This is a genomic window from Methanosarcina sp. MSH10X1 (assembly GCF_004099695.1).
GTDB lineage: Archaea > Halobacteriota > Methanosarcinia > Methanosarcinales > Methanosarcinaceae > Methanosarcina.
In genome coordinates, this window is record NZ_SCHL01000007.1 from 1 (window position 1) to 23253 (window position 23253).

General features: G+C 40.6%; 15 protein-coding genes. 9 read left to right on the top strand and 6 right to left on the bottom strand.

Translation table 11 applies throughout. The annotated features are described in order from the left end of the window. From EQO05_RS07560 to EQO05_RS07570, 3 genes are all read right to left on the bottom strand, one after another. Positions 1-2882 (bottom strand): disaggregatase related repeat-containing protein (locus EQO05_RS07560; protein WP_128505261.1); only part of this gene is annotated, 2882 nt, incomplete at its 3' end. 942 nt (positions 2883-3824) lie between these two features. Then, the gene (locus tag EQO05_RS07565) at positions 3825-5807 is read right to left on the bottom strand and encodes a right-handed parallel beta-helix repeat-containing protein (RefSeq protein ID WP_370273622.1); all 1983 of its coding nucleotides are present in this window, start codon (positions 5805-5807) and stop codon (positions 3825-3827) included. A gap of 829 nt (positions 5808-6636) precedes the next feature. Next, positions 6637-7821 (bottom strand): glycosyltransferase family 4 protein, encoded by a 1185-nt coding sequence (locus tag EQO05_RS07570; RefSeq protein WP_128505263.1) that lies wholly within the window; start codon positions 7819-7821, stop codon positions 6637-6639. Between the two features lie 204 nt (positions 7822-8025). On the opposite strand from EQO05_RS07570, the gene EQO05_RS07575 reads away from it, so the two are divergent. After that, entirely contained in the window at positions 8026-9231 is a 1206-nt protein-coding gene (locus tag EQO05_RS07575; protein ID WP_128505265.1) for a glycosyltransferase, read from the top strand. A gap of 181 nt (positions 9232-9412) precedes the next feature. Here EQO05_RS07575 and EQO05_RS07580 read toward each other — a convergent pair whose 3' ends face one another. The 3 genes from EQO05_RS07580 to EQO05_RS07590 all read right to left on the bottom strand — a co-directional run bounded on the left by EQO05_RS07580 (position 9413) and on the right by EQO05_RS07590 (position 13514). Further along, positions 9413-11392 carry a hypothetical protein gene (locus EQO05_RS07580; RefSeq protein WP_128505267.1) on the bottom strand — a complete coding sequence of 660 codons (1980 nt, stop codon included), beginning with the start codon at positions 11390-11392 and terminating at the stop codon, positions 9413-9415. A 186-nt stretch (positions 11393-11578) separates the two neighbouring features. Then, positions 11579-12592 carry a glycosyltransferase family 2 protein gene (locus EQO05_RS07585; protein WP_128505269.1) on the bottom strand — a complete coding sequence of 338 codons (1014 nt, stop codon included), beginning with the start codon at positions 12590-12592 and terminating at the stop codon, positions 11579-11581. Between the two features lie 22 nt (positions 12593-12614). Beyond that, on the bottom strand, positions 12615-13514 hold the full coding sequence (locus EQO05_RS07590) for a glycosyltransferase family 2 protein (RefSeq protein ID WP_128505436.1): 900 nt from the start codon (positions 13512-13514) through the stop codon (positions 12615-12617). 903 nt (positions 13515-14417) lie between these two features. Here EQO05_RS07590 and EQO05_RS07595 point away from each other — a divergent pair. The 8 genes from EQO05_RS07595 (at position 14418) to EQO05_RS07630 (ending at position 23179) form a co-directional block, all read left to right on the top strand. Next, a complete protein-coding gene (locus EQO05_RS07595) occupies positions 14418-15305 on the top strand; it encodes a DUF1616 domain-containing protein (protein WP_128505271.1) in 888 nt (295 codons plus the stop codon). Between the two features lie 2 nt (positions 15306-15307). Continuing rightward, positions 15308-16147: a CPBP family intramembrane glutamic endopeptidase gene (locus tag EQO05_RS07600; RefSeq protein WP_128505273.1), complete on the top strand. Its 840-nt coding sequence runs from the start codon at positions 15308-15310 to the stop codon at positions 16145-16147. Between the two features lie 616 nt (positions 16148-16763). Continuing rightward, complete coding sequence (locus tag EQO05_RS15500) at positions 16764-17021, top strand: hypothetical protein (protein ID WP_164888501.1); 258 nt, start codon at positions 16764-16766, stop codon at positions 17019-17021. A gap of 731 nt (positions 17022-17752) precedes the next feature. After that, positions 17753-18421 (top strand): N-acetyltransferase, encoded by a 669-nt coding sequence (locus tag EQO05_RS07610; protein WP_128505276.1) that lies wholly within the window; start codon positions 17753-17755, stop codon positions 18419-18421. Between the two features lie 65 nt (positions 18422-18486). Next, a complete protein-coding gene (locus EQO05_RS07615; RefSeq protein WP_128505278.1) occupies positions 18487-19569 on the top strand; it encodes a DegT/DnrJ/EryC1/StrS aminotransferase family protein in 1083 nt (360 codons plus the stop codon). A gap of 45 nt (positions 19570-19614) precedes the next feature. Further along, positions 19615-20553, top strand: a complete 939-nt coding sequence (locus EQO05_RS07620) for a UDP-N-acetylglucosamine 3-dehydrogenase (protein WP_128505280.1) — start codon at positions 19615-19617, stop codon at positions 20551-20553. Positions 20554-20646: 93 nt separating this feature from the next. Continuing rightward, positions 20647-22074 carry a nucleotide sugar dehydrogenase gene (locus EQO05_RS07625; RefSeq protein WP_128505282.1) on the top strand — a complete coding sequence of 476 codons (1428 nt, stop codon included), beginning with the start codon at positions 20647-20649 and terminating at the stop codon, positions 22072-22074. Positions 22075-22132: 58 nt separating this feature from the next. Then, entirely contained in the window at positions 22133-23179 is a 1047-nt protein-coding gene (locus EQO05_RS07630) for a polysaccharide deacetylase family protein (protein ID WP_128505284.1), read from the top strand. The last annotated feature ends 74 nt before the right edge of the window (positions 23180-23253 follow it).

The window sequence follows — 23253 nt, forward strand, 5'->3', positions numbered from 1 at the left end:
ACCTGGCTCACGTTTCCGCAGTCGGCACTATAAAATGCTATATAGTTGTCACCTTCACTGCGGGCTTTTATCAGGAAACCGGTATTTGCATATTTGCCGCTGACATACTCTTTTACAAGGTCAGTTACATTTAGCTCACAGTACTTGTTATCTGGCAGGCTATTTGCCTTCAGGGTTAACGTGGCGTATGGAGTACTGCCATGAAGTACGCCATTCCTGTCATACCAGTCTCCCCCTGCATTGTTCCAGGCAATGCCTTTATCCTTTTTGTTCCAGCTTACATGATTCGGGTTCCAGGCTACAGGCCGATAGACTTCGATAATAGTATCTGCCTGACGTGTGCTTAAGGGATAATACCAGAAGAGGGAAAGAGTCGCATTGTTCACCTGAGTAGCACTGGTATATCCAGTTAAATTAAATGAAATAACATTCCTGTACTTTCCAACGTTACTCATTCCTCCAACATCGAGAAACAGGTCATTCGAAAAGATACTCTCAGGAGAAGCTTCACGCAGGCGGTTATCTTTTGCGCCAGTAATAGTCGCGTTTGCAGTTATCCTCTTCGTAATATTGAGTTCTGGAACCTGGCTCACGTTTCCGCAGTCGGCACTATAAAATGCTATATAGTTGTCACCTTCACTGCGGGCTTTTATCAGGAAACCGGTATTTGCATATTTGCCGCTGACATATTCTTTTACAAGGTCAGTTACATTTAGCTTACAGTACTTGTTATCTGGCAGGCTATTTGCTTTCAGGGTTAACGTGGCGTATGGAGTACTGCCATGAAGTACGCCATTCCTGTCATACCAGTCTCCCCCTGCATTGTTCCAGGCAATGCCTTTATCCTTTTTGTTCCAGCTTACATGATCCGGGTTCCAGGCTACAGGCCGATAGACTTCGATAATAGTATCATTTGGCCGTGAACTGGGAGGATAATACCAGAAAAGGGAAAGAGTTGCGTTGTTGATCTCATTAGTACTGGTGTATTCGCTTATGTTAAACCATATAAGGTCCCTGTATCTGCCAACACCGCTCATTCCTCCAACGTCGAGAAACAGGTCATTCGAAAAGATACTCTCAGGAGAAGCTTCACGCAGGCGATTGTCGTATATTTCTCCAGAGGGAGAGGTAACTTTTTCTACACTTATTACCGCAACCTCAGAATCGCCGAGTAGCCCATCGCTCACCTCGAAAGATACAGTGTAGAGTCCTTCCTGCCCGTTTTCAGGCGTCCAGCTAAAGAATCCGGTCTCATCAAAGCTTGCGCCTGCAGGAAGGTTTGAAGCGGAGTATGTAAGGCTGTCGCTATCTGCGTCAGAAGCTTTTACCAGGATATTCAGGTTCTCTCCTGCCCTAACCGAAATTTCAGGAACAGGATCCATCACAGGAGGATGATTTTCAAGGATTTTTGTAGAAGCATAGATTGTGTTTCCGTATCTTCCGATGTTGATTCTGTTCCCGTTATCCTCCGGCTCCTTTGAATAGTCAGAATTCGGATAGCCGGCATCAATGCAGGGTGAACTTACAAGATCTTTTACCCAGGTCTCTCCATTCCACCTTCGACCTGCCGATTTAAGGTGGTAATCTTGATTTTTCCGATTTGCAAAAAGAGGGTCTGCATAGATATCGGTTGTCGATATGCAATTTTTATAGTTACCTGCTGAGTTATTATGAAGGCAATTATTTTCCAGCACAAAGGTATGTGTCCCAGACAGATAATTAATTACTCCGTATCCTGTTCCGCTGGGGTCCGTTGTACGCGGCCTGGTATTTAGAATTATGTTATTACGGACGATTGTTGTATACCCGTCACCTGCTGGTGCATAGGTTAAGGAACCGCCATTAGTATTCATGTGGACGATTGCAGAGTGATTTATGCCATCGAATACGTTATTTTCAATGAGGGTATCTTCGAATCTATTAGTTACAATGCCCCCTACCCAGGTAATGCTAGGATTAGTGCCTGTGTTATAGAAAATATTATGATGAATATGGACATTTTTCCCCTGATCCCTGGTATCAGGAGAGGAATCATAGCTGAAAAGCCAGATACCGGGCCCATATGTGTTAGTGATAGTATTATTGAAGACCTCCAGATCATCCATAATACCTGCAGACTTCTCTATCTCAATCCCAGGCCCGCCTGCGCTCCAGTGATAGAAGGAATCGATTACATTATCATGGAACTTTACATGGTTCGAGTTCCAGACCCTGAGAGCACTGTTAGTCCTGCACGTTATTACATTATTCAAGGCTTCTATATTCTGGCATTCGATTGCAAACATACCATCGTGCCCGAGCTTATAGACCGTATTGTTGTAAAAACGAATGTTTTCGCTATATTTTATCCTTAACCCATCACCGTGCCCGTCGTGCATATACATATCGCATACAGTTATGTTCTTGCAGTAAATCAAATAGATTACATTGTAATACCCTTTACCTTTAGCAACTTTAGAATTTCCGTCATGGTTTACATTAACTTCGAACCCTCTTACTACAATGTTATTATTTCCGGCATTGTTCATCTGCTGGATCAGTGGTTTCATTGTAGGCCAGTCTGCATTATTTACCAGTTTTATCACAGCGGTCGAATCCCCTTCAAGAATAGTATTGCTGCCGATTAAGAGAGTATCGTCAATAACATACGTAAAAGGTCCTTTGAGATGGACAGTAGTATATTCAGGGTTATCTGCCACGAATTTTAGTGCCTGATTTATCTGCACGTGGTCGTCTGTCCCATCGCAATTGAAATCCCCACTCCCGTCTCCTGCAACATAAACTATTGGTGCTGTGCTTCTGCATGAAGCAGTCGGCATACTTGCAAAAATGAGAAAACCTACCAGGAAAAGAATTATGAATTCTCGTTTTATTCTCGACATTACCTGAAGTTGATCAAGAATAAATGCATTGCAAGCGTCGTTATAGATATGTTTAGATAGTACCGTAAAGAACCCCCCGCGAAATTTTTTACTGTTTGTCAAAAATCCAATCAAAATTATTAGCCTGTTTCCGACATATTGGACAAGATTTTCCAAATAGTATCCACTCTCCGAGACTCAAGGCTATAGAAATTTTGGAAACTATTCATAGCAAAAAGCTACCGAATCCAATCAATGTTTAATAATAAAGGATTCAGAATAAGTGTCCGATTTTACAGGCCAATTCCTCCAATTCACATGAGTCCCCCCTTAAAGACTGTGTGAATAAATCGGCGTTCCATTGTGTAATTAAATTTCTATAGTATCTAATGTAATTTAGAACATTCTGTTATAAAGCTTTTGCGTAACTTTTTAAATTATTATTGAATAATTAGATATTAGGAAGAATCAATAAATAACCAATAAATGAGTTGAACGAGAAAAGACGGATTAAAAGCTGATTCGTTTAATTTATGGAAAAAAATAGGTCCTCCGAAGTAGAATCCCGGATTTCAACTCCCAGTAACAGTTGTGTTTCATTTCAGTAAAAAATGAGATTTCAGTATTATCAATAGTATAAATGGATACTTTCACAACAAGACAATTTCAAAAAGTGACTCTTATTCAAAACTAAAGTATAAATTAAGGTTCCATAAAAGGATAGGAAAAAACCAGAGAAAGGAGTGTCAAAAATGGAAATATTATGGAAGTAAGTTTTACCTGTGTGCAGCACAGTATTCATAAGAATACTGTCAATTATATCACTCAAGGACCTTACAATTCCATCCTGGTTAGATTCTTAATATATTCCGGTCTTTTCCGAAGTTTTTTGATTTGTCTTAAACTAATTTACCACAGAATACATGATTTTATCAATTCTCGTAAAACTACCGAATAGATTGCTCATTCCTCCGGTACAAGTGATAAATTACTTAAATTAAATCCCTCAGGCGGAATTCCGTAAAGGTAGCTGTCATAAATTGTGCTGGAAAGGTTTAAAGGAATCTCCTCTTCGGTTATTCCGTCTCCAATTGCGCTTTCTTCATTTAAATCTTCTTCATTTAAATCTTCTTCATTTAAATCTTCCCCAATTAAATCTTCTTCATTTAAATCCTCTTCATTTAAATCTCCTTCATTTAAATCCTCTTGATAAAAGTCTTCTTCATTTAAATCTTCTTCATTTAAATCCTCTTGATAAAAGTCTTCTTCATTTAAATCTTCTTCAGTTATTTCGCCCTCACTTGTATATTCTTCAGTTGTTCCGCCCTTATCTGCGTCTTCTTCAGTTATGCTTTTTACACTTATCACTGCGACCTCAGAATCGCCGAGCAGCCCATCGCTCACCTCGAAAGATACAGTGTAGAATCCTTCCTGCCCGTTTTCAGGCGTCCAGCTAAAGAATCCGGTCTCATCAAAGCTTGCGCCTGCAGGAAGGTTTGAAGCGGAATATATAAGGCTGTCACTATTTACGTCAGAAGTTTTCACTGTAAAGTTCAAATTTTCTCCGATCTTAACCACAGTTTCCGGAATAAATTCGATAATCAGACTCTGTTCAGTATCAACAGAAAGATCTGTTTCCGAATATGTGGAATTACCCTCATCCGTCTCGAAGACTTCTGTTGTGGAGTTCAGATCTTCTCCAGACTCATTAGTAGCCTCGGAGGTTAATTCCGTTAACGGCAACTGTACGGTCTTTACTCGTGAAATCGGTGAGAGAGACGCATATATAGTATTTCCGTACCTTCCTATATTGATTTTATTTCCATTATTCTCAGGCTCTTTTGAATAGTCCGAAGAGGCATATCCGGCATCAATACAGGGAGAAGTCGCTTTGTCCTTTACCCATTTTTTCCCATTCCAGTGGCCTGAGACCGATTGGAGATGATAATCGTGTTTCTTTTGGTCCACAAACAGAGGATTTACATAGATATCAGATTTCGATGTACATCCTTTATAATTGCCTCCTGCATTATTGTAAAAGCAGTTATTGTCCAGTATAAATTTGTGATTTTTAGTGAGATAACTGACAACCCCGTACCCTGTTCCACTCGGACTCTTTATACGTTGCCGGGTGTTCGCAATTATATTATTTCGAACAATAGTAGTGTATCCGGGATTTGATGAATAACTTGGAGAATAACCTTCCGGATACATGTGAACAATAGCAGCATGGTATGAGCCGTCAAATACGTTATTTTCGATTAAAGTGTCATGGAATCCGCTAGTTACAATGCCACCTGTCCAGGTAATCCCAGTATTGGTGCCTGCATTGTAGAAGGTATTGTGGTGGATACGGACATTTTTCCCCTTTTCTTTAGTAGCAGAAGAAGTATCATAGTTAAAAAGCCAGATTCCAGGTCCATAAGTATCATGCAATGTGTTACTGTAGATTTCGATACTATCCATAATACCTGCAGATTTTTCGATCAGAATACCAGGCCCGCCTGTACACCTGTAGTATAAAGAATCGATTGCATTATCGTGAATTTTTACTTTATTAGAATTCCATGCTCTAATTCCACTATTAGTCCTGCAGACTATATTATTATTCCAGATTTCTACATTCTTGCATTCACTTACGAAAAGGCCATCGTGTCCGAGTTTGGAGATTTTATTATTATAAAGCTGAATATTCTCACCGTACTTTATCCTCACTCCATCTCCATGTCCATCGTGCATATACATATTGTATACTTTTATGTTTTTACAGTGGGTGAAGTACATCACATTGTAGTAACCCTTACCTTTAGCAACTTTAGAATTTCCGTCGTGGTTTACATTAACCTCAAACCCTCTTACTACAATGTTATTATTTCCGGCATTGTTCATCTGCTGGATTAATGGTTTCATTGAAGACCAGCCTGCGTTATTTGCCAGTTTTATCACAGCAGTTGAATCCCCTTCAAGAATGGTATTGCTGCCGATCAAAATAGTATCATCAATAACATATGTAAAAGGCCCTTTAAGGTGAACAGTTGTATATTTAGAGTTACCTGCCACAAATTTCAGTGCCTGGTTTATCTGCACATGATCATCTTTACCATCGCATTTGAAATCTCCACTTCCATCTCCTGCAACATAAACAATTGGTGGGGCGCTTCTGCATGAAGCAGTCGGTGCGCTTGCAAAGATAAGGCAACCCACCAGGAGAAAAATCCCTAATCTTTTTATTAACATATCTATCACCCAAGACAACTATGAAAAATTAATTAAGATTTTGTTGAAGTAAGAGTTAGACAGGGAAGTGACCCCGTGTTCATAGAATTTAAGATTGTTAGCTTAATAGCTTAGCAAAATTTTTTCCATGTTTTCCTGAATTTTGGACAAATATCCAGATAGTATTCACTATCCGAGATTCAGGACTATAGAAAATTTCTGGAGAATATATTCATAACAAAAGTCATTGAATCCAAAAAGATCCAATAACAGGTGATTGCGAATAAATCTCTGTCTTTTTCAGGCTAATTCCCCAATTCACATTAGTTCCCCCCATGAAAACATTGCGAAAAGATTTGGAAGTGAGCCTCTAATTAAATTTCTATAGTTATTACTATAATTAGATCATTGGGTTATAAAAATATGTATGTGATGCCCACAAATTTTTTACAAAGTTTTCAAAAATGTAAGATATCATAATAAAGTAAAAGTTGGACATCTACCTGTGAGAAGGAAATTCTTCCAGAAATAAGGTCAGATACACTGAATAAGAGTAAGATTAGATTATATCTTTGCATATCTCCAGGATCTTTCTTGAAACCCCGTCCCAGCTGTGATTCTCAACAACATATCTGCGGCCTTTCTTTCCCATAGAGTCCCGGATTTCTTTATTGGAAAGTAATCTTACTATAGCAGCAGCTAGTTCCTCAGGATCCTCGGGAGCCACAGATATTCCACCACCTGACGATTCGATCAGGTCTTGTACTCCTGGAATACTGCTTGCCACAATCGGCTTCCCGCATGCAAGATATTCATATGTTTTCAAGGCCGAGAGCCCTATTTTTGAGTTCCTTTCCTTGATGAAAGGAGCGGCACAGACATCAGCAGCGCTTATGTAGAAAGGAACCTGTTCGTATGGGATTCTCCCGGTAAAAGTAAATTTATCCGAAATTCCCAGGTCGGAAGCTGTTTCGAGTAGTCTATCCTTCATAACTCCATCCCCAATGATGAGGAAGTGAGCATCAGGACACTTATCCAGAATTAAAGGAGAAGCTTGAATCAAGAACTCAACTCCCTGCCAGGCTGCAAGGTGCCCGACAAAGCATACATATTTTTTTGAACTTTCGAGCCTCAGTTCGGTCCTCATTTTTTCCGGGTCCAACGGCTTGAATACATCGGTATTTGCCCCATTGTTGATAACATGGATTTTATTCTCAGGAACCGAATATAATCTCACAAGTTCATCCTTGAGCTTATCCGTGACAGAAACAATTCTGTCGCAGTGCCTGTAATTGAACTTCTCGGAGCGAAGTGCCAGATAAGAAAAGACCCTGTATGCAAAAGACTGTGAATTCGGATTGACCTTTAACTCATCGAGAACCAGCCCATTAACCTCTACTATTGAAGGGATTCTTAAAACTTTACATAAAATTATGGGAAAGAAAGGAAAAGAGTTCTGGCGAAGATAAAGCACATCAGGCCTGCTCCTTATGCATGAATATAGAAGATAAAAGGAAAGCATGAATTCATAAGAAGGCTGTACAAGATATTTGTTGTCTATCACAGGCACGTATTTTGTCCCGGTGAGGGTACGATCTACACTCTTCTGTCCGGGAGCAAACAGCACTATATCAGTATATTTTTTCAAATTCCTCAGAAGCTCAAGAATATGGACATTCGAGCCTGATTTAGTATTAAAGGAGCCGTAATAAACCAGAAAAATGCTATTTACTTTTTTAAACATAATGGTAGCCGGTTACCAGAATAGTAAAAGTAGTTAATTAGTTTATCCCATAACTTTTGATATTATTTTTCAGAGGTTCAAGCATGGTATTTCAGTATTAACTCGATAACAGGAATTTAATGCATTCTGGAGAGAATTATTTATAGGATTAACTCTCTCCTCTGTCTGCTTTGAGGCATCCAGAGCGAAAAAGGGCAAAAGATTATGAAAGTACTGGAAGCATGTCAGGAATTTCCTAACAGGTATTATCCTCAACTTGGGACATTCATAAAACAGAGTATCGACTCAATCGCAGACCAGGGCGTAGATATTACGGTAATTTCTCCAAAACCTTTCGTCCTTCCCTTTTCCACATTTCCTTATCATAACTTTTTTAAACTACCGCAGATTGAGCATACTGAAAAATATGACCTTCATTATCCACGTTATATATATGCCGTTCCCAAGAAGTATTTTTATCCCGTGACAGGGATTTCATACTCCCACTTCGTTTCCGAATATGCAATTAAGAACATAAAGCCAGAGCCAGACCTTATCCACGCGCACTTTTCATACCCTGATGGGTATGGAATGATGAAACTTGCAAAGAAATGGAAAGTCCCTCTTGTAATAAGCGCTCTCGGTACAATCGAAAGAAAAGTCGCTTATGAAGGTTCCTATACCTCAAGACAGATTATAGAGGCAATGAATTCTTCAGACAGGATTCTTTCTGTCAGCGAGGATCTAAAACTCCACATAGTAAATCTGGGAATAGACAAAAATAAAGTTCATGTGGTTCCAAATGGTGTTGATACAGAAAAATTCAAACCTGCAGGAAAAGCGCATGCGAGAAATCTGTTAAACCTCCCGCAGGATAAGAATATCGTTCTATTTGTTGGAGCCCTTCGGAAAATAAAAGGTGTGGACTACCTGATTGAGGCTGCAAGGAATTTTGTTAATAGGGATACTGACCTTTTTATGGTAGGCAGGGATGACGGTCTGAGAAAAAGTCTGGAAAAAAGAGCACGTGAACTTAAGATTGCAGATTTCATTAAATTTACTGGACCTGTGAACCATGAGGATATCCCACTCTGGATCTCAGCTTCAGATATCCTGGTATTGCCCTCTCTCTCCGAGGGCAGGCCAAACGTAGTGCTTGAAGCTCTTGCCTGTGAAGTCCCCGTAGTAGCAACTAATGTAGGCGGGATACCTGAACTCATGGTCAATGGAGAGACAGGCTATCTGGTACCTGCAAAAAGTCCTGGAGAATTATCCGGAAAAATAAATAAATTACTTGAGGATAGAAACCGGAGAGAAAAAATGGGCAAACTCGGGCGTAAAAGCATAATCCAGAGGGGGCTTACCTGGGAAGCCCATGCGAAAATGACTGTCAATATTTACTCAGAGCTTCTGGAGAAGTCTCTGGAATAAGCCCGAAACTTTCCAGCTTACTTTTTTGATTCCCGAGCCCACAGAAATTATAAACTCTGAAATCTGCAGAATAGCACGTCAAAATCTGCAAAAGCTCTATTCCTGTACTGGTGCCTGCTACAACATTTTATCCTGTAAACGAACACAGGCCCGAAACAAGAAGGCCGCTTTGAACATAGTTTCAGGGATTGTTTAATCCCTGATGCGGAATGAAGATATCTGTTGAAGGACTTGAGTAGATTTTATCAAGCCCTGCGAGATTGCTTTCCAGTTCAAGCTGGTTTTCGGGTAGCCCCTGGTAAAAATAGTTGGAAGTATCTCTCAGGGTACTTTCCTCACTGCCGAAGTATAATCCACTCCGGAGAAATTCCTTGGTTCTGAGAACTACATAGCCTTTATATTGTGGGAGTTTATTAACATCACCGATTCTGTAGTTGTCATAAGACGAGATATTCATCTCTGCCGACGACGCAGGAATCAGAGGGAGATAGAAGAACCTTGAAGAGAAATAGTCAGTGTAAATTGAGGAATCGGTAGGAATATACTTGAAAACATGTTCAAAACCGCTCAACTCTTCCGAGGTAAAATATTCATGTTTTGCTTCATGCCCAAGAAAATCCGAGTCCCCAATACTGAAGACCGAAGAAACAAGAACGAAGGTCGAGAATAATAAAACCACTACCAAAGTTGAATTAAGTTTTTTTGGAGAGTATTTCGCCATATAATTCCAGAATATATACAATCCGTATCCCATTACGAAAGCCATAAATGGGCTGACGAAAAGCATAAACCGATCAACTCTAAATAGAACTTTGAACTGCCAGATTGTATTGAGAGGATTGGGGACATAAAATATGAGAGTTAATAAAGCAAATAATCCTAGCACGGAAGCATAGTTATTCCTGTAGTTTTTCAGGAGAAAGCCTATTCCTATCAAGGCAAAAAATAAAAATATCGATTTATCCAGAAGCCCTATTAGATTAATAAAACTCTCCTGAAGCACTTCTGCGCCTCCAGCCGTCAGGACTATAGAGTCCAAAAACTGGCTCTGCAAACGGGGAGCCAGGCTCCTTTGCACAAACACATATGCTACAAAGAACCAGTATGCCGTGAAAATTACATTAAGCAATATAAAGAAAGGTTTGCTGATGTAGTTACCGTTCCCTATTATATATTCGGATGCAAGAAGAAGAACGAGCAATAAGACAAGTTGCGGAAGAGAGACGTTATGAACAAGGGTTAGAAAAACCGCAACAATCACTGAGAGGGTTTTTAAGGAAAGTTTGTTCTTTTTGAAATTGACACTATAAATCAAGTACAACAATATAATGAACATTATGAATGCCATTGTACGTGTAATTACATTTGTACCGTAATAAAGTACGACAGAACTCGCAGAGAAGAGGACGCATGAGAGAAGTGAGATCTGCCTGTTGTTGGTTATGTAATTAAAGATGTAGTAAAGGAAAACTATGGTTATTGCATAGATAGGTGCGGTTACAAGGAAAAGTGATGTCTTCGTGCTTATGTTCAGGAGTTGAGAAGTTTCTGCGATAAGCACATGATAAAGAGGGAAGTAGGCATAATCACTTAAGGAAGTAGGAATTGTATGCCCGGACATTGCAGTGACTTCCGAAAGGAAGATATGCGGCAGGATATCTGTAGTACCGAAATAGAAGTCATAATTTAACGTAACACTATAAATCAGATTAGTCGCAATTAAGAACGATTCTGCCAGAATAAGGGGAGGATTTACCTTTTTAGAGAATATTTGCAGGAATACCGACAGGTAAAGCCCTAAGATAAAGATGAAATAGTACAGCGGTCTGCTACCCTCAGAAAGCAAGAGCACAACTAGGGAACTGATGTAAAGTATTCCAAACAGGTATGTAAGAGACTTTGTACTCAATGACGGATAGACATCTATGTCATGCAGGCTTACATCTTTCTTGTAAATGAACAGTATGAAAAGACAGGAAAGTATTGCAGGTATTCCTGTAAATAACCCCCGAAGTGCATAGCCGAGCTTTCCGGCTGCAAACATCCATAAGAACGTAAATATTACTGCGAAAATTATAGCGAGCGGAAATAAAAAGGAAATAAGCCTCATTAAGCGGTTATTATCCAATTTGAATCCAGCTTCTTTGCTTAATCCGAACATACTATCTCCATAACCCTAGATAATCATAATTTCATAAATCGAATAAACTACTATCCAAATTTCTGTGTTTGAAAATCGATGAGAGTCCATCAGAGCGGTATTGATTAAGAAGATTTTGCCCTGAAAAGCCTCCCTATATATTCAAGTGTTTCGGTTGCTTCTCTAGTATTAAATAAACTGTGGATGTTAGACATCCGAGCAGGAACTGGTTTTTGAGATAAGAGGAGAATTTGTAAAGCTGTACAAAAACCCCAGCCCATAGGCAATGTGTTGTACGGGAATAATAAACAGGGCAAAAAGACCATATTTTGATCTCATTTTATAGGTAACCTGGATTGAGGTAATAATAACAAGAACAAAATATAGTGCCGTGAGTGCAAGAAGAATCAACCCCGGAGTATAGTATTTGATAGAGGCAATAAGTAAAGTGGCTGCAAACAGGATAGCAATCGAAGGCAAAAATGCATACCAGCGGACAAATTCTCCATGCTTCTTGAAAAGTTCTGCCATCCACATACCATATTTAAACATCCTTAAGGAAAAAGATTTGAGAGTACCTCTTCTATGATGCAGAACCTGGGCTTCCGGGATGTACAAGAACCTGTTACCTTTCTTACCTATTCTATAGTTCAGATCTCCATCCTGACCCACAACAAATCGTTCATCAAAACCCCCTGCTTCCTGAATTGCAACTTTTTTATACATTGCATTGCAGTTCGGAAGAGAGCCGACATAATGCTTTTTGGTGGAGTTTTTGGACTGAGCTGAGCCTCCTGAGCCCAAAAATGATTCCTGAGCGTATCCAACCACCCTGCCAAATACAGGGTCAGTATCAAAGATCAGGTTAGGCCCTCCAAAACACACAACGTCATCCGGAGCTTCCTGCATTTCGCGAATAAGAGCTTTCAACCACTGTGGATCAACCTTACAATCCCCGTCAGTAAATGCAACAAGCTCTCCTCTGGCGTTCTTCACACCAAGATTCCTCGCCGCAGCAACATTTTTTCTTTCATTGAGAAGGAGTTTGACAGGATATTTCTGTACTATATCCCGCGTTTTATCTGTGGACATCCCATCAACGATAATAATCTCGTAAGAATCTCGCGGGTAGTCTAGATTGAGAAGTGACTCGATACATTCTTCAATGAATCTTTCTTCGTTGCGAATGCCTACTACGATTGAAATAAAAGGGTATTTCATATAAATTAACCCCGTTTTAATATTATTGCCTTCGGATGTGCTCGTTTAAAAATATCATCCTTGATATGGCATGCAGTATTATTCCGGTAAATACCATGAAGGCTCCTATAATTGTCAGCATTACCATAAGGAGTGTTGGTCCGAAGCGCAGGGATCCTCCGAGATAGAAATCCTGTAAAAATTTCAGTCCCATCAGAAAACCTGTAGATGCCATAATCAGGCCTGGGACTGAAAAATAGTACAGAGGCCGCCTATATTCCATATCCTTAAGGATACGAAACAGGACTCTAGGTCCATGTATGAAAGGATGTTCGCTTGAGCAGTCTTCAAGATCATACCTGCAATGGATCTCCACTTCAGTAAACTTCAGTTTATAATCTCTGGCTTGAATGAGAATTTCAGAGCCTGCGGACATATCTGTGCCATTTAAATTTATATTTTCAATAGCTTTTTTCCCATAAGCTCGAAACCCGCTCTGGGAATCAGTGACGTTCAGACCGCCTGCGATGTAAGTTGCGATGTCAAGAACCTTCATCCCGAATTTACGGTAAATAGGGACATTTTTACCGTTGCCATTAACAAACCTTGAGCCGATTACCAGATCAAACCCGTTTTTTAAAGGCTCAAGAAGCTGGGGAATTTCGGAGGGGTCGTGTTGACCGTCAGAGTCAATTATGACCATAGCATTTGCATCGAGTTTACGGGCGGTTTCAAAACAATTCCTTAGGGCTGCGCCATAGCCTTTATTCGTCCCATGACGAACTACGTAGGCACCAAGCGACTCTGCGATATCGACAGTATTGTCGGTACTTCCGTCGTCCACAACTACTACTCTGTCGACGTATTTTTTGCAGCCCCTAATAACATCTGCAATGGCGTGGGCTTCGTTATACGCAGGCATGGCTGCAATCGTAATGGCCATATGCAATCATCTACCTCTGTAAAGATAAAAGTAAGGAGTCTCCTTAATAATGTAGTTTATTATAGAAGAATCAGTAAAAATTCCAAATTTAGCAAATATATTTTTCAGAGTCATCGCTCCATAATTTTTAAAGGGTTTCAAAATGCCTTCTAAGGCTACACCTACAGAGAATGAATTGGGGGAATTATTCTCCTTCTTTTTTTTAAAAGAAGGAATATAAATACTCTGTAAGTGAGTCACAGCATTTAATATAAGACCTGTATCTTTTTTAATATACGAGCTATATAAGCATTTAGGCATAAAAAATAATTAATCAGTAATCCCGGTAACGAAAAATAATTAAGTCAACATGAGAAGCCTGTTAGCCGGAATAATGGCTTAAATGTGTTTATTAGTTACCGAACATTAAGGAATATTGGAAGAAAAAGTTACACTGATACGAAAAATAAAACTCTTTTCTTATTATATGTCAACGTTTACAGACCACTGGCTCATCCAGAATACTCCGTAAGAAAAGTTTCACAGAATGGGATTTAAACGGGAGAGATTTCTTCAGAAAGGAAAGAAAAAAAGGGAAAAGTATTTTAGATACAATGCGGAAAAAGGGAAAGATATTTTATACAACTAGGTAATTGAGTAGATCGGGTTAAAACATCCTTGAAAACGTATAAAATTCAGGAAAATAGATTCTGCTAAATCATAGGAAAACCGGGATTCAAACTCGGACAAGTATTCACCTTTCCGGCTTAATGCTTCACAATCGGAGATTAAAGCAGCCGGTAAGAGGAAGTCGGAAGGTTTCCGAATAGACCTCATGAGGAGACAGAGCAATTGGCAGATTAGCCCGAATAACAAAAAAGCTGGGAAGCCAGAAAAACATAAAATTGTTTTATGAGGAGTCATATGGCCGGAAACCAGAAGTTTCCATCTGACCTGCTGTTGGTAGCAGGCCTTGTAATTCTTACGGATATTTTCGTAATAGTTCCCGTACTTAACGGAAGTTTTATTCGCACAGCCCTCGGCTTACCCCTGTTGCTTTTCTTTCCAGGGTATGCCCTTATAGCTACACTTTTTCCGGAAAAAGACGGGCTTGAAGGAATGGAGCGGATAGCTCTTTCTGTTGCAATGAGCGTATCAATTGCGCCTTTGATGGGGCTTGCGCTTAATTATACACCCTGGGGAATCAATGATATATCTCTTCTTATAAGCCTTTCCGCCTTTACCCTGATTATGCTGGTAACAGCATACATTAGAAGAGGGTATTTACCCACGGACAGGACATTTGAGGTACCTTTCGGGGCTCTTGCCCTTACACTGGTATCAGGGGTTATGGGAGAGCCGGAATCAAAAACAGAGAAAAATCTCAGGATAATTCTAGCCCTTTCTTTCCTGATCCTGATAGGGACTGGAGCTTACGTCATTCTGGTGCCTCAGGAAGGAGAGCCATTTACGGAGTTCTATATCCTTGGGACTAGCGGGATGGCTAATAACTATACGACAGAGTATATACAGGGAGAAAGTGGAACTTACATTATAGGAATAGCAAATAATGAGCACAGAACAATGGACTATACAATGGAAGTAAGGCTTGAGAATAAATCGCTGCCTCTTCCGGAAAACCTGCAGCATATCAGGCTTCCAGATAATACGACTCTGGAAGAGCCTATTGAGATTACGCCTTCTGTTGAAGGAGAGAATATGAAACTGGAGTTCCTGCTTTTTAATGAGACCGAAAAGAATGTGCCCTACAAAGACCTGTGCCTCTGGATAAAGGTTAAAGAGGAGGTATGAAGATGGGAACGTTTGAAAGCCTTAATATGGAGACCCCAGAAGGCATGAGAACAAAGACTCAAAATCTGCAGGGAAGGACACCTGAGGTAAAAAACAAACGAATTTACCTGGCAGCTCCGGCTGCAGCAATCGCTTTTGCAGAACTGATGATTTATTCGGGAAGGGAACTTGAAGCCATAGTACTGCATGCATTAATTTTGCTTGGGCTTTCCTTTTCCACAATGTTCATAAAAAATGAAGAAATACAGAAAACTTACCAGGCGTTTATTCTCTTACCGATCCTGCGTCTGGTAGACCTTTCAATGCCACTTTTCTATGAAGAGAAGCTTTACAACCTTATTTTCATATACGGTCTTATGGCAATTCCTGTAAGCATTGCAGCAACTAACCAGGGATTTACTGGCTCCCAGCTCGGGATGACCTTTAAAAAAATCGGGGTATATATCCCCTTCTCAATACTGGTGGGTCTTTTGTTAGGAGCAGGGGAATTCCTCATAGTTGGGGAAAATCCTCTCATCAGTGATCTTTCAATTCTTAACCTTCTGGGTCTCACCATAATCATGATCTTTTTCGTGAGCCCTGTAGAGGAAATAATTTTCAGATCAATTCTGCAGAACCGACTAGAGATAGTATTAGGCAGCCGGGAAGCGTTGGTAATTACGAGTATTTTATTCGGGCTAATGCACTCAGGATATGGGAATATTAGCGAAATTCTCTATATATCCTCTGTTGGTGCTTTTCTAGGCTACTTATTTTACAAAACCCGGAGTCTGCCGCTAGTTACGCTAATTCATGGGTTCATGAATGTATTCTTTTTCGGGATTATTCCCCTTCTCCTTTGAATTTCCATTTTCACCAAAAATTCGGAAAAATGAAGAAAAAGGATTGGATTAAAGGTAATTAAGCCAAAAGCGAAATCTGGAATACAGTCGGGAACATACTCCTGACTCATTTCCAATTAAATAATTAGAAAAATTTACTCCGAATTTTATATCACGGAAAGCAGAATAGGTAGATATAAGCAGTTCTCCCGGAATCTCTGTATTTTCGTATACATCTTTTCCCAAACCTGCGGGAGCAGGTCATTAATATTATACCCGAGCATAAGCATTGTACTAAAACCGTTGTGCCGCGACCGTTGCGCCGGTCGATCACGCCGCTACGTTGTTTTCGCTCAAGCCTTTTTTGAAAAGGCTTGCGTTGCGCCGGTCGATCACGCTCCGGTTACACCGGTTTAGATAAGCATGAGTTTTTGATCAAACTTTTTTTGAAAAAGTTTGCGTTGCGGCCGTCGCTACGGACCCAAAAAAAGTTAGGATCAATCAGCCTTCCTGAGCGAGGCAAAAAGGTAAATCCTCCCGAGACGGAACATGGGCGAGATTCGGAAGGGTCCGGGAGACCCGGGGACGCAACCGTTCGAACTCCGCTTTTTAGAGTCAGTAAAAGAGTGCAACTAGTTTGAAGAGAAGGATTGCACAAAAAGAGAACAGCAGGGGAATAATTCCCATATTTAAAGAAACTCTCACCGCATCTTCCCAATGTTTTGATACAGGAAGGAAATCCCTGAGCAAAAGCAGTAAAAGTAAAACTGCCGTAGCTACAGATGCACCATCAGGAATTCCTGGTATTACGGTCGCCATTGAGAGCGCACCTGAAGAAACTGAATTAGAAATAGTTAAACTTGTAAGCGTAATTAGAACTCCTAGAGTTGATTAGCGTATTTAAGAAACAAATATGCAATATGATATAAAAATCCTCCTCATACCACTGACAAATATTTGAAAGAGAACTATCAAATTCGGGCTCAGAAGAAAGGGGAAATCGCCTTAATAAGCAACGAGAAATCCTGTAGTCCCAGCTTGCTATCGAGAGAATAAATTCAGATAGTAGAATGCCTGTGAAAACCTTAAAAGAGGGGAAGATTTCCTATATTAGACAGCTCCTGATCAGGCGGATATCCTTAAAGAAGTACTCGATTTTAAACCGTCTTAAGTGGGAGCTCTTATTCAATCCTTGAATATCCTCCAGCGTTTAATCACCAGAGACCTGAATAGTATAAGATTATTTTATGTGTTGGAATGATAATAACACTGTAAATAACAGTTAAAAGGTGTGCTGTAAGGCTCTGAATATGGAAAAGAAAAGATGAATTGAAGAATCTACGAGAAAGGAAAAAAGCGATAGAAAAATAAACCAAATCACTTAAATAATTACAAAGTATATTCAACTAAAAAATTAAGATAGTTATAGAAGTAAACGGGAGTGAATATCGGAAAGAATAATAACAATCAACCTTGGGGTTTATTTTAGCGTATGGATTAGCCCGATAATCGGGAATGTGAAAAACGAAAAGCTACGTAAAACTATGCAGAAGAGTAAGCAGATACTTTTATGCTCCAACGGAAAGTTTTTCTGGCCAATTGGAAACCAGAGAAACGGGGGGAAAAATGAACTCGACTGAATTTAAGATTCACAATTCTTCTAAAATATACGGTACTTCTGTAATCGGGAAAGGCACAGTAATAATGGAAAATGTAATTTTAGGATATCCTGAGCACACAATCCTGATGGAGATCTTAAAGCAGAATATCGAAATTGAAAATTTTGATTTTCCAGGGTGTAGTATCGGTTCGGATTCGATAATAAGAGCTGGATCAACAGTGTTTTCCAACGTAAAAACCGGAAAAAACTTCAAAACCGGGCATAATGTAATGATCAGAGAAAATACGGAAATAGGAAACAATGTCCTCATTGGAACCAACGTTATTATAGATGGGCATGTGAAGATAGGAAACAATGTAAGCATCCAGGGAAATGTTTACATTCCGACCAATGTGACTATTGAAGATAATGTATTCATCGGGCCCTGTGCAGTTCTGGCCAATGATAAATACCCTATTAGAAAGAAATATGAACTGAAGGGCCCTGTTTTGAGAAAAGGTGCATCTATAGGTGCGAATGCTACCTTGCTTCCGGATGTAGAAATCGGGGAAGGGGCAATGGTTGCGGGAGGAGCACTTGTGACAAAAAATGTGCCTGCCTGGAAACTTGCAGTCGGAGTGCCTGCCAGGATACAAGAACTCCCCAAAGATTTAAAGGAATTGAATCGAATATAAACTTAACAGAAAATCAAGGTTAAGTAAAAATAGGTTTTATTGAGACTATTAAAAGAGGTCCTAAAATGATCCCAATTGCCAAGCCCATGCTGGGTAAGGAAGAAATTGATGCGGTAACCGAGGTCCTGAGTTCAGGAATGATTGCACAGGGTCCTAAAGTCGATGAATTTGAACTTGCCTTTTCCGAATATACTGGTTGTGAGTATGCAGTCGCTGTAAACTCTGGCACTGCAGCGCTTCACATTGCGCTTCTTGCCCACGGCATAGGAAAAGGAGATGAAGTGATTACAACCCCCTTCAGTTTCATTGCGACAGCAAACAGCATCCTTTATACCGGGGCAACCCCTGTTTTTGCAGATATAGAATCAGATACGTATAATATAGAACCTGAAAGAATTCAGGAAAAGATTACTCCAAAAACCAGAGCTATCATGCCCGTCCACCTCTATGGGCACCCTGCGGACATGAAAGCGATAATGGAAATCGCAGATGATAATAAACTTATTGTAATTGAAGACGCCTGCCAGTCCCACGGTGCAGAATGCCTTGGAAAAAGAGTAGGTAGCTTTGGAACAGGAGCATTCAGCTTTTACCCGACAAAAAATATGACAACCAGTGAAGGCGGAATGCTCACTACAAACGAAAAAGAAATTGCAGAAAAGGCAAAAATGATCCGGGCTCACGGTTCAAAAGTCCGCTATCTGCATGAAATGCTTGGTTTTAACCTGCGGATGACTGATATTGCGGCTGCAATCGGACTCGTACAACTTGGAAAGCTTGATGGGTTTACAGCAGCCAGACAGAAAAATGCAGAGACACTCTCAACAGGGTTAAAAGGAATATCCGGAATTGTCCCTCCAGTTACAAAGCCTGACTGTACTCATGTGTTCCACCAGTATACCGTCAGAGCAGAAAAAAGGGATCAACTGGCAGCTTTCCTGAAAGAAAAAGAAATAGGAACAGGAGTCCACTATCCTATATCCATTCACAAGCAACCGGTTTACAGGGAACTTGGATACAATGATACCTTACAGGTTTCAGAGAAGGCAGCAGAAGAGGTTCTCTCTCTCCCTGTGCATCCCGCATTATCCAGAACCGATTTGAAGGAAATAGTCGAAGCGACCAAAGAATTTTATGCAAAGGATTGAGTAGTTTTCCAGCCACTGCATTCTCAGAACCAGGAAGTGAGACTTTTGATCAGAGTAGGAGTAATAGGTACAGGTGCCATGGGGCAGAACCACGTAAGAATTTATAGTGAAATGAACGACGTGGAGCTCGCAGGAATCTCAGATGTAGACCAGAAGCGTGTCGAGGCAATGGCTACGCAATTCAGGACAAAAGCCTTTACAGATTATAAGAAAATGTTTGCAGAAGGGCTTGATGCAGTAAGCGTAGTTGTGCCCACCAAGTTGCATAAGCAGGTTGTACTTGATGCTCTTGACGCAGGGATACATGTCCTTGTGGAAAAACCGATTGCAGATACGACCGAAAGTGCGGACATGATGATAGCAGCCGCAAAAAAAGCGGGAAAAATCCTTATGGTCGGGCATATTGAGCGCTTTAACCCCGCAGTCATAAAACTCAAAGAGATTATTAATTCAGGAATTCTGGGAAAGATAGTTTCAATCTCTACCAAACGAGTCGGTCCTTATAATCCGAGGATCAGAGACGTAGGAGTAATCCTGGACATCGGAGTTCATGATATAGATGTGATCTCATACCTTTACGGCAGGAAAATAAATAGCGTTTATGCAATTGCAGGTGCAGATATTCACTCGTTTGAAGATCATGCCTCAATTATCCTGCGTATGGACCATAACTTTGCAGGAGTTGTGGAAACAAACTGGCTTACTCCGCACAAGGTGAGGCAGCTGACAGCAATCGGAGTTAAGGGTGTTGCTTATCTGGACTACATCAATCAGACAGTACAGATACATGATAATGAGTGGATAAGAAAAGCCAAAGTAGAACAGAGTGAACCCCTGAAAAATGAACTCAGTTATTTCGTAGATTGTGCTGCGAACGGTAAAAGCCCTAACCCCTGCGGGGAAGACGGAAAGCATGCTCTTGAAGTGGCAATGGCAGCCATAAAATCCTACGAGGAAGAAAGGCTAATTGAAGTAGGAATATGAGCTGGACAAAACGCCTAAGAAATAGAATCTCGAACACCATTGAAAACATTAAAGACTTGAAGAATTTGAAAAAAGATAGTTTAGAGTGATAATATGAGTAAATTAGAAAAACTTCTCAAGGAAAGGGGCCCAATCAAAAAAATAGGAGTGCTTGGAATGGGCTATGTGGGTATTCCTTCAGCTGTTCTTTTCGCAGATGCCCCGTGTTTTGACAAAGTTCTCGGCTTCCAGCGCAACTCAAAAAGTTCAAGTTACAAAATCGATATGCTCAACCGCGGGGAAAGCCCTCTTAAAGGAGAAGAGCCAGGCCTTGAAGATCTTATTAGCAAAGTCGTAAAAGCTGGCAAGTTCGAGTGCACTCCTGACTTCTCAAGGATATCAGAACTTGATGCCGTCACTCTTGCAATTCAAACTCCTTTTGCAAATCCCAAAGACCTGGAACCCGATTTTTCAGCACTAATTGAAGGTATAAGGAATGTTGGAAAATATCTTAGACCAGGTATGCTCGTAGTTCTTGAATCCACAATCACCCCGGGCACAACCGAAGGTATGGCAAAACAGATTCTTGAAGAAGAGTCAGGTCTGAAAGCAGGAGAAGACTTCGCCCTTGCCCATGCCCCGGAAAGAGTAATGGTTGGGAGGCTTTTGAAGAATATCAGGGAACACGACAGGATTGTGGGCGGCATTAATGAAGTAAGCACCACGCGCGCTGTTGAGCTCTATTCTCCTGTACTGACTGTGGGGAAAGTAATTCCTATGAGTGCAACTGCAGCCGAGGTCACGAAGACTGCAGAGAACACTTTCCGCGACCTCCAGATCGCAGCAATTAACCAGCTTGCCCTGTACTGTGAGGCAATGGGCATAAATGTATACGACGTCAGGACTGGAGTTGACAGTCTCAAAGGGGACGGTATCACAAGAGCGATACTCTGGCCAGGAGCCGGAGTTGGTGGCCACTGCCTTACCAAGGATACATATCATCTTGAAAGAGGAATCAAGATAGGAAGCGGGCAGCTTGACTATCCCGAGGGTGCAGATTCGATTTACGTACTCGCAAGAAAAGTCAATGATTTCATGCCCGTCCATATGTACAACCTGACTGCTGCAGCCCTTAAGAGGATAGGCAAGGAGATGAAAGGCTCAAAGATTGCAATGCTCGGCTGGGCTTTCATTCGGGATTCGGACGATGCAAGGAATACGCCATCAGAACCTTACAGGGAACTTTGCCTGAAAGCGGGCGCGACAGTCACCGTGCATGATCCTTATGTTGTGAACTATCCAGGGACTGAGATCTCGGATAATCTTGAAAAAGTTATCAAGGATGCGGATGCTGTGATTGTTCTTGCAGGGCACAGTGCATACTTTGATGTAAAGGCTGACTGGATGAAGGGAGTTTCAGGTAAAGAGAATCCGGTTATTGTGGATGGAAGAAATGTAATTGAACCGGATGAGTTTATTGGCAGGGGGTTTGTCTATAAGGGGATCGGGAGAGGCGATAAAAACGAACATGTAATAGTGTGAACATAGTTCTCTTTGGGAGATTAGTTCAGTCTTTCAAATCTGGAAAAAAGGCGAAAAAATGATTGAGAAACTAAAACAAAACGAGGAACTCTGGGATCTGTATACCAAAAAAGAAGAATACAATCTGGCCTTCTCTGACCAGTACGATAGGTTTCCTTACTATTTAAGCGGTCAGAGGAATGTTTTTGATCCAAGAGTCTCCAGATTTCTGGTAGAAAATGGGTTACGCCCTGAGTACCCGGATGGAAAAAAATTTGCTGTTTGCCTTACTCATGATATTGATGTGGTGTACCCGGAAAAACTCTACCCGATAGTCGGGACTGCCAAGGCATTAATTAAAGGGAATTTAATAGATGTAATGAAAACCCCTTTTTCCAGAATTAACAAAAAATGGAACCCCTGCTGGAACTTCAGAGAAATAATGGAGCTGGAGGCAAAATACAATGCTAAATCCAGCTTTTATTTTCTTGTCTTGCGCCCTGGAGAGAAAGACTTCAACTATGAAATTGAGGATCTCGAATCCGAATTAAAGTTTATATCCTCTCATGGGTGGGAAGTAGGCCTTCATGGAGGGCACGAATCTTATAAGAGCTTTGAAGATATCATGGAAAAAAAGCAAAGGCTTGAAAAGGTTCTCGGGAAGCAGATTATAGGGTACAGGAATCACTTTTTAAGATTTAAAGTGCCGGGTACATGGGAGATACTGAGCAAAGCAAATTTTAAGTATGATACAACGTTCGGGTACGCGGATTGCGCAGGTTTTAGAAATGGAATGTGCCATCCTTTCAGGCCCTATAATATAAATACCGGAAAACAAATTGAGATCCTTGAGCTTCCTCTCATACTTATGGACCGGACTTTATTAAGAAGCTACATGCGGCTTGACATCAAGCAGGCATGTGAACTCACAAAAAGTCTTATTGATAAGGTTGAACAATGCAATGGTGTAATTACGGTTCTATGGCATAATAATACATGCATTGAGGAAGATTGCCTCAAATATTATGAAAAGTTCCTCAGATACGTCTCCGGCAAAAAAGCCTGGATCGCAAGCGGAGAAGAAATATATAACTGGTGGTCCGCTAAGATTGAACCGGAGCATTGAAAAATTGTCTATATAATCCTGGCATATTCAACTGATAATTACTGGAGACGCCAGGATAAATTAAATATTTCCGG